The organism is Pedobacter lusitanus, from assembly GCF_040026395.1.
Taxonomy (GTDB): domain Bacteria; phylum Bacteroidota; class Bacteroidia; order Sphingobacteriales; family Sphingobacteriaceae; genus Pedobacter; species Pedobacter lusitanus.
This window is the reverse complement of sequence record NZ_CP157278.1, coordinates 147,846-161,185: the sequence shown is the minus strand read 5'-3', so window position 1 is coordinate 161,185 and position 13,340 is coordinate 147,846. Positions and strand designations below refer to the sequence as shown.

At 37.5% G+C, this 13,340-nt stretch carries 14 protein-coding genes and 1 tRNA gene; 7 read left to right on the top strand and 8 right to left on the bottom strand.

The annotated features are described in order from the left end of the window. Positions 1-10: 10 nt before the first annotated feature. Positions 11-1,072 (bottom strand): pyridoxal phosphate-dependent aminotransferase, encoded by a 1,062-nt coding sequence (locus PL_RS00765; RefSeq protein WP_041877526.1) that lies wholly within the window; start codon positions 1,070-1,072, stop codon positions 11-13. Positions 1,073-1,086: 14 nt separating this feature from the next. Further along, complete coding sequence (locus PL_RS00760) at positions 1,087-1,884, bottom strand: methyltransferase domain-containing protein (protein ID WP_041877529.1); 798 nt, start codon at positions 1,882-1,884, stop codon at positions 1,087-1,089. 544 nt (positions 1,885-2,428) lie between these two features. On the opposite strand from PL_RS00760, the gene PL_RS00755 reads away from it, so the two are divergent. The 5 genes from PL_RS00755 to PL_RS00735 all read left to right on the top strand — a co-directional run bounded on the left by PL_RS00755 (position 2,429) and on the right by PL_RS00735 (position 5,872). Continuing rightward, a tRNA-Lys gene (locus PL_RS00755) sits at positions 2,429-2,501 on the top strand. Positions 2,502-2,750: 249 nt separating this feature from the next. Further along, a complete protein-coding gene (locus PL_RS00750; protein WP_052495943.1) occupies positions 2,751-3,053 on the top strand; it encodes an Arm DNA-binding domain-containing protein in 303 nt (100 codons plus the stop codon). Between the two features lie 99 nt (positions 3,054-3,152). Further along, positions 3,153-4,082 (top strand): site-specific integrase, encoded by a 930-nt coding sequence (locus PL_RS00745; protein WP_052495944.1) that lies wholly within the window; start codon positions 3,153-3,155, stop codon positions 4,080-4,082. A 228-nt stretch (positions 4,083-4,310) separates the two neighbouring features. Beyond that, on the top strand, positions 4,311-4,571 hold the full coding sequence (locus PL_RS00740) for a hypothetical protein (protein WP_041877245.1): 261 nt from the start codon (positions 4,311-4,313) through the stop codon (positions 4,569-4,571). Between the two features lie 65 nt (positions 4,572-4,636). After that, positions 4,637-5,872: an IS256 family transposase gene (locus PL_RS00735; protein ID WP_041877246.1), complete on the top strand. Its 1,236-nt coding sequence runs from the start codon at positions 4,637-4,639 to the stop codon at positions 5,870-5,872. Between the two features lie 254 nt (positions 5,873-6,126). Here PL_RS00735 and PL_RS00730 read toward each other — a convergent pair whose 3' ends face one another. From PL_RS00730 to PL_RS00720, 3 genes are read right to left on the bottom strand one after another with little or no spacing between them, the layout of a single operon-like run. After that, the gene (locus tag PL_RS00730) at positions 6,127-6,549 is read right to left on the bottom strand and encodes a hypothetical protein (protein WP_041877248.1); all 423 of its coding nucleotides are present in this window, start codon (positions 6,547-6,549) and stop codon (positions 6,127-6,129) included. A 40-nt stretch (positions 6,550-6,589) separates the two neighbouring features. Continuing rightward, entirely contained in the window at positions 6,590-7,333 is a 744-nt protein-coding gene (locus PL_RS00725; protein ID WP_041877250.1) for a DNA-formamidopyrimidine glycosylase family protein, read from the bottom strand. 23 nt (positions 7,334-7,356) lie between these two features. Beyond that, on the bottom strand, positions 7,357-7,812 hold the full coding sequence (locus PL_RS00720; protein ID WP_041877335.1) for a ferritin-like domain-containing protein: 456 nt from the start codon (positions 7,810-7,812) through the stop codon (positions 7,357-7,359). Between the two features lie 101 nt (positions 7,813-7,913). Here PL_RS00720 and PL_RS00715 point away from each other — a divergent pair, with 101 nt between their 5' ends. Continuing rightward, positions 7,914-8,078, top strand: a complete 165-nt coding sequence (locus PL_RS00715; protein ID WP_160292043.1) for a hypothetical protein — start codon at positions 7,914-7,916, stop codon at positions 8,076-8,078. A gap of 104 nt (positions 8,079-8,182) precedes the next feature. After that, complete coding sequence (locus PL_RS00710; protein ID WP_160292044.1) at positions 8,183-8,320, top strand: hypothetical protein; 138 nt, start codon at positions 8,183-8,185, stop codon at positions 8,318-8,320. Between the two features lie 153 nt (positions 8,321-8,473). On the opposite strand, the gene PL_RS00705 is transcribed toward PL_RS00710, so the two are convergent. The 3 genes from PL_RS00705 to PL_RS00695 form a co-directional block, all read right to left on the bottom strand. Next, positions 8,474-9,556 carry a glycosyl hydrolase family 18 protein gene (locus PL_RS00705; protein ID WP_052495945.1) on the bottom strand — a complete coding sequence of 361 codons (1,083 nt, stop codon included), beginning with the start codon at positions 9,554-9,556 and terminating at the stop codon, positions 8,474-8,476. A 258-nt stretch (positions 9,557-9,814) separates the two neighbouring features. Next, positions 9,815-10,477: a hypothetical protein gene (locus PL_RS00700; protein ID WP_041877251.1), complete on the bottom strand. Its 663-nt coding sequence runs from the start codon at positions 10,475-10,477 to the stop codon at positions 9,815-9,817. 10 nt (positions 10,478-10,487) lie between these two features. Next, a complete protein-coding gene (locus PL_RS00695) occupies positions 10,488-13,298 on the bottom strand; it encodes an outer membrane beta-barrel protein (RefSeq protein WP_041877252.1) in 2,811 nt (936 codons plus the stop codon). Between the last annotated feature and the right edge of the window lie 42 nt (positions 13,299-13,340).

The following is a 13,340-nucleotide window of genomic DNA, read 5'->3' as shown; positions in this document are numbered from 1 at the left end:
GTAAATTGTTTTATAGGAGAGCGCTAATCAATTTTTCGTTCTGATACCTGTTACCTATTGATATCCGGAGATAATTTTCCATTCCGGAAGGGTTTACGACTACTTTTAAGCTGGCTTCATTCAGCCGGGCAACAGTTCGCGGCAGATCTTTAACTTTAACCGTGATAAAACTGCCTTCCCCGGCAATCCAGCTAATATTTGCTGATTTGGTTAATGATTTTTTCAGAAATGATCTTTCTGCTTTGAAAGCATCAATGAGGACAAAGTATGGAGCTGCAGTGGTCAGCTTTCCGGCAATGTATGTGATAGTCATAGCTGGTGTATTAAATGGGTATTGTACACGCAGCAGCGCATTAATTATACTGTAATGGGCAATTACTGCACCGAGTCTCAAACCGGCCATCCCGAATGCCTTAGACAGTGTTCGGATGATAATAAGGTTCTGATATTGATTTATATTTCCAATAAGAGATTCCATATCAGTAAGTTCAATATAGGCTTCATCAACGATAATCAAGCCCTTAAATTCTTTTAAGAGTGTGTTCAGATCTGCAGTATCCAGATTTGTCCCCATCGGGTTATTTGGATTACAAAGAATAATGCCTTTTGCATCAGCAGCTAAAATTGCTGTCATATTCAACCGGTCAAATCTCTCCCCGTTTAAGGGGATCATGATTCTGTTAACTTTAAGAATCCCGGCTGCCCTGTCAAATAATGGAAAATTTGGCGGAGTAAGTATGACGGAGTCTTCACCAGGCTCAAAAAAAGCCTTTAAAACCAGGTCCAGACCGTCCACTCCTCCTGTTGTAAGCAGTGTCTGATTGATACTTAAATTTTTTATCAACCCGTTTTTTCTTTCTTCAATCTGACAAATTACCTTCACATAGGCTTCGATTGCTGCTTTTGCTCTGAAATCCGGATATAATTTATAGTCTCCGCCAAATGGGTTCTCACTAAAAACCATATTTTCCAGACCAGATTCTTCCGGTCTTGTAAAAGGCGGTATCAAATCACTTAATGTCCTGACAACTGCTCTGCTTAGTGGATGAATCTCTTGAAATTCAGGTATCATTGGCTTATCTTTTACTATCGGGTAATAACCAGGAACATTCTTTTAAAGGGAAATATCGTTTTGTGATTTTTCCGTTTCCAGTAAAGCTCCCCAACTCTTTTTTTGTATTGATTAATGAAAAAATCATACTCAACGGGATTGAGATTACTGAGTACTGGCCTCAAACCAGCTCCTTCTACCCAATTGAATACAGCATCATCTCCTTCGAGTTCCATATAGTATTCGGTTTCCCAGATATCAATTGAGCTGGAAAGTGGATCAAACAGTGAATAGTAATAGTCAACTGACTGAACAATCTCCTTTTCAACCATTTCAAGAAGTGCTTCTTTTTGATTTAATATGCCTTCCTGTATCCCGTATCGCAAAACATCAATCATCAATTGATACCAGGGTGTGTAAAATGTCACAGGCATTTGAATAGCAAACTGCCCCCCTTTTTTCAATAATGTAGTTAAACGGATCAGGATGTTTTCATGGTTATCAATCAGATGGAATAAGGAATTAGCAATCAATAAATCTGGCTCATCATCTGGCTGCCATTTATTAATATCTGTTTCAATGAAATTCAATTCAGGATAGATTTCGGTGGCTACATTCAACATTTCTGAAGAATTATCTAATCCATATACTTTGGCATTACTCCATTTATCTTTGATTAAACGGGTCGTATTTCCCAATCCGCAGCCTAGTTCATAGATTACTTCGGGGTTATAGATATTAAGGCGGTTAATTAATTCCAGCGGTGGAATCAACCTGTATTTTTCATACTTTGAATATAAAGCAGGGTCCCATACAGACTCCAATATGTTCATACGTTATTTTATTTATAGTTGTAAGCAAAAAGACATTTGTATTCGATACTAAAATGATTTTTCATCTCTGTAAACAATGTAAAGTTAGAGGTACACAACTTCAGGGAGTATAATAATTAAGACAAATTATTGAAGATATACAGTAAATAATCTGGCCAGTGAAGGTGTTATTTTGATTGCTTTACTGTGCAGGCAAAATCTTAAGGCTGCTGATGTTTTTAATTGAGATCAGGATGAGGTTTTGCAATGCAGATCATCCATTCAGAAGTGAATTTCTGCTAAAAACTTGTCGGTTTCTTGTGTTGCTGCCGCAATTTTGTGACTGATTCTACTTATTGAATCGAAAATGCTGGAAATTATGTCCTGATCAGGCATAAAATATATAAAATGATGAAAATTATTATCACTAGGATTCAAGGGTTTAGCAATTAAAAACGAAAAAACCTGCTTTATTCTCATTTAAAACGCATTTATTAAATTTAAAATGATACTTTTGCATCACTGTAAACGGAAACGCTTAGAGTAATATTCTGAAAAGAATGATGATTCCGTAGCTCAGCTGGTAGAGCATTACACTTTTAATGTAGTGGTCCTGGGTTCGAATCCCAGCGGGATCACACAAAGCGCACCAAATGGTGCGCTTTTCGTTTAAAATGCTTTTTTTTTTTCGCATTTCTAAGAATAAGTAGCACAAATCTCATCATTATAGATCAACCTGATCGGTTACCTTTTCGGTTACCTTTTCTATTGCTTAAATTAGGTAACCGATTTTTATTAAAAAGCGGTTTGTGAGGTAGAAATTTTAAAGAAATCAATGTCGTCTGGAATAGTCTGGGACAACCTTTTGATTACTTAAATATGTGAAGATGAAAAAGCACAGTAAATTATCAATCTTGTTTTGGCTATGGAAGTCTAAAGTAAAAAAGGGTGAAAAAGTTCCAATTTATGCTAGGATTACCATAGATAGCCAATCTGCAGAAATGTCAACCAGTCGAAAAGTTTTACCTGAATTTTGGGATAACGAGACTAAAACTGTAATAGGGAAAAGTGCAGAAGTCAAAAGGATAAATTCCCACTTAAAGGAAATAGAAGTAGATTTAGAAAGGCTATATAACGTCTTGCAACCAAGGTATGATCAAATTGACCCTTCCCTATTAAAATTGCTTTAAAAGAATCCTTTCGACTCAAAAGCTAATTTAGTAGAACAACCTATCGTAGAAGAATCCATTCCCCCGGTAACTTTTTTAGAAGAATTAGATAGTCATATTTTGTCATTCAAAGAATTGGTTGACAAAAAGAAGAGATCTGGTGGTACATTACGCCATTGGAGAACAACAAGACGCAAAATTCATGATTTCATCATTTTCAAATTTGAACTTGATGATATACCCCTTGTCGATATTAAGGAATCATTTGCAGAGCATTTTTATGATTATTTAACTGTTTCAGTACCCGAATCTTTAGCAGAAAATACAGCATTAAAGCATGTTAGTAAAGCAAAGCAAATTCTAAAAAGGGCAAAGAAAAAGAAGCTAATTAAGGAAAATCCGATTGGTGAATTTTCATGCTACTGCCAAGATCCTGAAGTTGAGCCACTTGAAATTTATGAGGTTGATAAAATCTATAGGAAGTCTCTGCCAATTCAAAGACTTGATCAAGCCAGGGATGGGTTCATTTTTCAATGCTTTACTGGGTTTGCTTTTCAAGATATTAGGGATCTACTAACCTTAGACCATATTATTCATGTGGGAGTAAATGGAGAGAGATGGCTTATTAAGAAAAGGGGCAAAACGGATGTCTTTGAAATGGTTCCAATCTTGCCAATTATTGAAGAGCTGATCAAAAAATATGAAAATCATCCATGTCGAATTTTGCATACCCGTTTGATTCCCATTTTTAGTAATGCCAATTACAATGGCTATTTAAAGGAAATTGCAGCAATATGCGGGATTAATAGAGAATTAAAGACACACTTAGCACGACATACCTTTGCTGATATTATAATCAATGTTTTAGGTATGGATTTGGAAGATTTAATGAGGATGCTTGGTCATAAAAACATTCGCACGACACAACGGTACGTGAAAATTAGAAAGATCCGCATTAGCCGAAATATAGGTAAAACGATGAAGATATTATTTGACAAGCACGGTAAATTAAAGCCAATTAAGGCTGATTATGATAGAAAAGTTGCTTAACAATTCGTATATCTCCTATAATTATATTAAAACGAAACATTATCCTTTAGGTTTATAAAAATATCTTATATTTCATTTCTTTATGAACTTAGATAAGAAACAAAACTATTTATGGAAACACTAAAAGCAATAACCACAATTTTGGGTTTAATTTTCGGCGGAATTGTATTACGGTATGGTTAATTACAAGAAATTTTCAACAAAAGGAGAACTAAAAGAATTCTTTTTGTGAAAGAAGCAAATGAACTTTTTAAAAATCCAACACCGTTCAAAAAGAACTTTGTTGACCTTGATATAGAAGAGTCCTATTTTTTCATTCAAACAGGCATACAATGTAGCCATACAAATATCAAAAAATATGTAGATCTCAAAGCACGGCTAGGAGACAATTGGACTTGGAAAAAAATCAGTATTGCCGACCCCTATCTCAATAGGGAAAATGATAGTATCGAGGTTAATTTGGGGAAATTTACAAAGATGAGACTGTAAAGTGAACTGTGTCAACTCTAAAAAGTTAGAGTTAAAATAAGTAATTTAGTGATACTTAGGACACGATGAAAAATAAAGAACCATTCGATTTTGAGCGCTTCAAAAATGAAGCAATGGAAGGCCTTTATCAAGGCAAGAAGATGGGTGGCACCGACGGTGTTTTCGCCCCAATGTTAAAGCATTTATTGGAATCCATGCTCGAGGGAGAGCTGGACAATCATCTTCAGGAGAGCAAGGCTACTGATGATCCCAACCGCCGTAATGGAAGGACTAAGAAAAATGTCCGCAGTTTGCAGTCCGGAGAATTTGAACTGGAAAGCACGCGGGATCGCAATGGTACTTTTGAACCGAAAATTGTCGCTAAACGCCAGTTAATCATTACAGAAGAGCTGGAAGACAACGTAATAGCAATGTACGCACGTGGAATGAGTACCCGAAATATTTCTGATTATGTAAAAGAAATGTATGCCATGGATATTTCTGCAACGGAGATATCCAACATTACAGATAGGATTATTCCCGCAATGAATGAATGGCGGAACCGACCATTGGAAGCGGTCTATCCTTTTGTATTTCTGGATTGCATGCATTATAAAGTGCGCGAAAGTGGCGGTGTTGAATCCCGTGCAGTTTATAATATTCTGGGCGTTAACCGTACCGGTAAAAAGGACTTAATTGGCGTATATCTCTCAGAAAATGAGGGTGCTAAATTCTGGCTTTCTGTACTTACTGATTTAAAGCAGCGCGGTGTGGATGATATCCTGGTTGCATGCATAGATGGGCTAAAAGGCTTTCCTGAAGCGATAGCTGCAGTATTTCCCAAGACACAGGTACAGCTATGCATTGTCCACCAGATTCGAACAAATCTACGCTATGTCCCAGAGAAAGATAAAAAGGCTGTCGTTGCTGATCTGAAGCCTATTTATAAGGCCATCAATCAAGAACAGGGATATGAAAAGTTACTGGAGTTTGAAGATAAATGGGGTGAAAAATATCCGCTGTCAGTTAAGAGCTGGTTAGATAATTGGACGAATCTTTCTACGTATTTTGAATATTCCGCAGAAATCAGAAAAGTCATTTACACCACTAACGCAATTGAGGGAATGCATCGACAAATCCGCAAAATAACTAAAACAAAGGGTGCCTTTACCTCAGATCAGTCACTGTTAAAACTCGTATACCTAGCCTACAGGGACTTTTCTAAAAAGTGGACTATGCCGATGTGGAACTGGGGCTTGACAATGTCGCAGCTGCACATTAAATTTGGTGATCGATTGAAAGCCTTCGGCGACTTCTTCTAGGTGGAGGCTGATCGCCTCCACCTAGAAAAAAGTGATGTTGACACAGTTCACTTTACACTCCCCAGAGATAAAAAAAAGGCCACCTAAACCAAAAGACCCCGCATTGACCGGGCGTGTGATTGGATTTATAGTCTTCCTCATCTTATTTGCTATCATACTATTTGCAATTGCAATGGTGATGTTTCCTGGCCCGGACGAAGGCTATTATGATCCGTCACCATCAATGGGTCCTTAAACAAAACGCTCCATGACCTTTAGTATAAAGGTCTGTCATCTGGTTTCATATAAAGATCAAGCCTAACAGTATCTCCTTTTGCAAGTCTGAGTATAAGTGTTTTCATCTCTTTAAACCCAATATACCTGCTTATAATATAACGGTTACCTGACTTCGCACTCATTACGTATTTCCCAGATTCGCCGGTCTCAATTCTATCCTTTTTATCCACCGGAAATTTGGTGTTATTAGTAAATATCATAGCACCAGGTAAAGGTATTTTGGTTCCATATTCATACACAATACCAGAAATTATTGGCGCATGTTTTTTAGAAGATTTTTTAATACTCAGATCATAAGCTCCATTCTTTCTTTCAATAAAACCTTGTCTTACAGCACAACCGATAAGAGAGAATGTAAGAAGAATGAGAGAGGATATGTTAATTAGATTTTTGTAATTCATTGGCTAAATATAGCGTTCTAATAAGAATTAGAGTTAATATTTAATGTATAGTAGCAAATAATTTCTGACATCGATTACAGAAAAATGTTCTCCGGTTGGTTTTTCCGAGATATTGTTTTTCCACAGGATGCCCAAGCGGACAAACCTTGCGGGTATTGATCAACCAATGTTTTTTCAGAACAAAAGCTTTCTTCCATTCCAGAAAATCAAAACTATATTGCCTGGCTTCTTTAATCAGTGCTTTCAATTTAGCAGGAGGCAGGTCATCGACCGTGTTCAAAGGATGAACCCCTATTCTGTACAATACTTCATTTTTAATGATATTCCCAACACCAGAGAAAATAGTTTGATCCAGCAATACATCACAAACCAGGCTCTGCCCTTTTTGTTTCAGCTTTTTCATTGCAGCTTTGGCATCCCATTCATCAGACATGACATCGGCAGACCAGTCATAAACCACATTTAAATCCCCCTCAATAAACTTCAAAGAGCAAGTGTAGAAATTAAGCTCGGCGTTCTTAAAGATTAGGCCCAGTCTGATCATGCTGTCTTTGCGTTCATTAATACGGTATGATCCAAACATTAAAAAATGAATCCGCAATGCGAAATCTTTAAAACAAATCAGAAAATGTTTACCCCAGCTTTTAAAAGCAATAACCCGCTGATTAAGCATCCGGTCTTTATCAATTGCAGTATTTCCAATCACATCAATGACCAAAGCCTCTTCCAAATGAAGTTCTTCAACAAGCTCTCTTAAAATGACAATTGACGGGCCTTCGGGCATAACATTTCCTGATTTAGTTAAGCCTATTTTGCTAACCGGTGATGGTAAGTTTCAATTTCTCTAAGTGCTTCCAGAATGCCAGTCCTTTGTTTTTGTAGCAATTCAATATGATCAGCATGAGAAACATTGTCTTCCAGACAGCTGTCATATTTTTCTATAGCAGCTTTTTCGCCCGTTTCAATTGCCCCCAGTATAGCAGCATCTTCTTTACTGCTTAATGCTTGTTTAATGTCAATCCATGTACGGTGCAGCGCTCCCAAAATCCCACCATCTTCGTTTTCAGAATCTCCTCCATGCTGAGCGATATGTTCTTTAAGTTCCATAGCATAACCTGCCCGCTGAGCCGAATACTTTAAGAATAAGCCTTTCAATTCGATACTTTCTGTTGCTTCGCTCGCAGATTCATATCCTTCTTTTCCATCGTTTAAGATGTTGACCAATCCTTTCAGGTCACTGATAATTTCTTTATTGCTTTCCATAAGTTCCAAATTTTTCAGGTTAGAACCCCGAAAAACAGAAATAGTTTTGATTCTTTTAGAAAGCATTTTTATTGATTAAATTGCCATCAAACATAATGCTAATGAAATTATCAATCTTATTAATTATTGTATCATTATCCTCGTTTTCAGCAATTGCACAAGATAAATATGCAGAGGACATCGCAAAGAAATTTGTGACACAATTCAATAGTCAGAAGTACGATGATATTTTCGATTCCTTTTCTGTTAAGTATCAAAAAAAGTAACTAAAGAAGGGCTTAGAGCATATTTAAAGAAGATCAAGGGTATGACCGGGGGATTCAGATCTGCGCATTTTAAGACAAGGTCATAAAGAGTTTATAACTATTTTTTGATTGCAAAAATAGAAGGAATTAATGCTGATTTTCAGTTCAGTACTGATCAGGATAATAAAATTGACTTTATAAGTTTTCAAAGAATCGGAGGAACGGGGAATCTGCCACCAATTGGGAAAATGATTAAGGAATAATCTACCGAGTCGTGTTGGGCCGCCTAAAAAAGGCAGTTCATCTGTTTTCAAGAGAACTGCCTTAATCAGAAGCAGCAAAGCCAGTTCACGTTATTCGAGGTGATTTTTTAATCAGGCATAAGTCCGATAGAATCACCTGTAGTAACCTGAATATTACTTTGATTTAACTAAACTACCATCAGGCAATACATACACATGGTCAGGAGCATCTGGCATTTTTTCTCCTCCAGGCGATAAACAGCCACCATTACTAGCCTGTTTAGGATCTGCTACCGTCATTTTATCTCCATAAAAACCTTTAGCAACTTTTTCGTATTCACTCACAGTATAATTGTTAGCATCAAAAAGCATTATACCCCCATATCCACCATTTTCTTTATCAGTAACAATGTCTAAGTTCTTACTTAATGTTCCCCACTGAGCATGATCGCCTACAAAAATTCTGTTTCTGTCCGAATGATCATTTGGATCACCGGGTTTCCCTGTTTTCTTAAAATATTTGGTGTATTGAGATGGGCTCTGCGGATAATCTGTAACAGCGTAGGTTATTAAGTCAGAAATTTTTCCAAGTATTGCTGATGCATCTACCCCACTATCAGAATAGATATAATAGCCTATAATCGTATTAGGCATTAATTTGCGAATAGCAGCCACAACCATCGGAATAGATTCTTCATTTCCTGGAGCACCAGCATATTCATCGTCAATTTCCACCCCGTCCAGACCAAACTTATCTACAGTCGCTTTTACACTTTTCGCAAAATAATCGGCATCAGCCTGCTTAGTAAATTGACTCCAGCCGCTTCCATCATGATTGTTGAGCAAACTTAAAGTCACTTTTATACCTTTTGCTTTTAAGTCTTTTACATAAGTTGTTTTTTCTAACAGATAATCTACTTGTGCATTTAGCGAAACAACTGCCTGCGGCGTTTTCTCCTGACTAAGGTTGATATTTCCAGCAAAGATATTGGCAATATTGACCACTGTTTTTCCATCATTCATTTTGTAGCAACCCATATTATTCAGGCTGCCATTATTTACTTCTACATAGGCCATGGTAGCCGGAAAAGGCAAGTCATAAATCGGAGATTTTGGATCAAGCGGAGATCCGGAAGGAGTTGTTACAACCGGTTTACCGGGTCCGCCAATGGGGTCTATCCCTAACTTTTTACACGAAGACATGTAAGTTAAACAGCCGATGGTCAATATCAGACCATAAAAATTGATTTTTTTCATAGGTTATTTGGTTATATCTTTTTAGGTAAGACCTTTTATTTTAAGAAATCGCCTACAATAAACATAAATACTTCAACAATAAGTATTTAGAATCGAATGTATATGGATTTGACAAGATTTCCCGTTACAAGTAAGTTATATACATCATTAATCAAACAATAATCACACAAAAACCTAAGCTGCTCTCTACTCGCCAATTTTAAGTCCCGCCCCAAAACTGCAAAAATGTTTATTTGATTAGATTCCATGAGAAGTGGTTTAATTACTTTTTTTCAATTTAACAGGAACATCAGTAGGGATAGTCACTTCAGATAAAGGAACAGGAATATAATTAATAGCCGTAGCTATAACTTTCAACACCTTACTATCCACAGCCAGTATAACTCCCTTACCTTTCGTAAAACCCATTGGGCCGCCTGAAAAAGGAAGTTCATCTGTTATCCAAATAAACATCTTACCCATTTTTCCTCCATCCAGAATCACTTCTCTACAAGTAAAGCCCAGAATATTTCGGGTCCGGCTGCCTGCTTTTCCAAACTCTTTACCTTTAAAATTCATCGTATCCAGCTGTAATTCTTTTTTACCCGCTTCCTCAGTTAGTTTATATACCTTACCAGTGTCCATGTAAGTTGCCAGTATATTATCCTGATCGCTTTGGAATTTTAAACTTATACCATCTTCCTTTGAAGAATGATCTTTCTTTTTAGCCAGCAATTTGGCTTTAACTCCATTGAAATAAATTTCATTATTGTCCGTCACTGTTTCCGGAATCAAGTCTTTAAGTTGCTGCTGATCGGGTTTTAATCCCGCATGCAGGTTTTTAATTACATCATATTCTATCTTACCCTGAGTCTTGTCCTGCGCCTTACCATAAGTCACAGCGCTACTGATCAACGCCAGTAATAACATTGTTTTTTTCATATTTATTTATTTATGCTTTTGCTTTTGGAAAATGTCTGAACTTATAAATCAGGCTGAACAAATAATATTTACCGAGCATATTGTTCCTCCTATCCTCAATATAACCGTTACCTGTAATTCGGTTAATACTCTGATTTTTATTTAATAAGTCTTTCGCCTCTGCCTGCAAGCTAAAGTGTTTACCAATCGGTCTGTTTACAGCAGCATTCAGCAAGATGATGTTGTTATTAAAACCACTTGCCATGCCCAGCGTACTGAAGGCATCCAAAGCCGGCTCCAATGTAAACTTATAAGGTAGTAGAATGGTTCCTTCCAAACTATACATCAGGAACCAGTTCTTTTCAGAAAGGCCGGATGTTCCCGTAAAATGGCGGACATTCCAGGCAGCGCTGCCCTTGGCCGTAAGGCATATATCCGACCCCAGATAATAATTAAAATTAAAATCAGGTATCAGAGAAAAGATTTTGTTTTCATTGGCCAGACCGTTATTGAACAAGGTGTTTCGGGTATAAGTCAAATTCACACCAACTGAAAGAGAAGACCCATTCGCATCTACTCTAATACTTTTCCCAGCTGCAAAAGAAGCCTGATAATTGCCTTTTACATTCACAGGAATGATCAATTGTTTACCCGAATTCAGATCAGTTGTGACGCTGTCTGCAATGTCTCTGTCAAGTCTGACAAAGCTAAACCGGCCATAAAGATTATCTCCCTTTGTGATATTGAAATGATTAAAGGAAATTAACAACTGCTGACTTTTATTTTGTTTCAGATGGCTATTACCCTTACGGGTATACAATGGATCACTATTGTCCGTAAGGGGTTGTAAATTGCTGATGGTCGGGGCAGTTGCAGTTGAATTATATTTAACAATCAGTTTGTCAGTTTTACTGGTTTTAAGCTCCATATAAGCATCTGGAAGCAGATCATAATAATGCCCATTAATCTGATAACCTTTCATCGAAGAATTGCCCCGGATGTTGTTTTGCTGCCATCCCACCCCAAGTGTATACAAAAACCTTTTATAATTGCCTGCCAGAGAAAGCTTCGCCGTGTACTGTAGCCTGCGGGAAGTAAAAATATCACTTAAGTCCACGTCCTGGTTATCATAATGGCCAGCCTCATCCTTGTTATTTACCAAACGGTCATAGTTACCATGACTGTAATATAGCTGATTGCCTATCTGCAAGCTATTATTCTTAAATAAAGGCTCCGTAAACAATAAATTCGTTTTCAAACCAGACACGCTCGAATGATTTGCAACCCGCTGATCTATTCTTTCTATTCTGCTGCCCGAAGACGAATCATTATAAGTACTGTTACTTTGATTATAAAACAGGTTTTCGTTTTGATAGAATTCCGGGTCTAAATTTACGGCCAGAGTTCTTCCGTTTTTGGTAAAACGCTGGCGCAGCAGAATTCCGCTGTTTAATAAATTGTAGTGGCTTTCATTACTACTCTTCTGGGTACCCTCATTCAATAGCTTCATTCCATCAGGACTGGTAGAACGAAAATTACGGGAGTTGTCACTCTTTGAATTACTAAAGTTCATATGCGGTGTGATCTTCAGCGAAGTCGTTGCTCCTAATTTAACATCACCGCTCAGGTCTATGCGGTGATTGGTATTGCGATTACTAACAGATCCAGTCTGGTCATAATTGTAAGCATTATTCTGCAACAGGTATTGACGGGCATAATCAAAATTGTTATTAGTAAGATTGGTGTTAAAAAAATAGCTGCTGCGAAACTGAACATCCTTGCCCCAATCGTTATTGAAATTGACACCGCCAAATTTTGTATTGGTCAGACCGACAGGTCTTGCAATCTCTGCAAGGGCATCAGGACTTCCCTGCATGGATATCCCTTTCATACGCATCAGTTCCGATAAAGCTGACGGGGGCAGGTTATTTAACAAATTCTTGTCTTGCGAGATCAGACGGATCAGTTCGGCAGCATTAAAACCAGATTTATTGACATTATTGCCCTTTAGCAACGTAGAAAACTGCATATCCTCCACAAAGCTATTGGCGTTAATTCCGCTCTCATAAGTACCAGAAGTACCAGAAGTACCCCCTCCTGCACTTGCATTTCCAAAATACCCCCTTTTTCTGTTTTTCTTGGTCACAAGATTTATAGTTTTTACCTGATTTCCATCTGCAACCCCGGTAAACTTTGATAAATCACTTTTTTCATCCAAAACCTGGACCTTATCAATCATATCTGCCGGAAGATTTTTTGTTGCAACAGAAGGATCAGAACCAAAAAATTCCTTACCATCAACCAATACCCGTTGTACCTGTTCTCCCTGAGCCTTAATACTCCCGTCACGTTCTACATTTACTCCTGGTAGCTTTCTTAGCAAATCTTCTACAACTGCATTTTCTTTGGTTTTGAATTTATCCGCATTGTATTCAATAGTATCCCCTTTCATGCGAATAGGTGGTACCTCCTGTACTATAGATACTTCCTTTAATTGTGTACTTTCATTAAAAAGAGAGATTGTTGCCGGCAACGGCCCGAATTTACCCGCAGGCAGACTGAAATACAGCCTTAAAGGCTTATAGCCTAAATGATTTGCTTTCAAGAGAAAATCTCCCTTTGGCAACTGTTTAAAAACTACCAGTCCCTGCTGATCCGCTACAACTACATTCAATGCTTTGACCGTATCTGCTGCGCTGTAGACTTCAACTGTAAGACCTGGGATTGCCTTACGCGTGGCCCCATCTACTATTTCAATCTTTAGGATCTGTTGCCCATAAGATATCCCCCAAACACTTATTAAACCTAGAAATAGGACTGTAAAGAATTTAAACCTAACCATATTCCAAACATATGGAGCCACTAGCTTAAATCAGGTTAATGA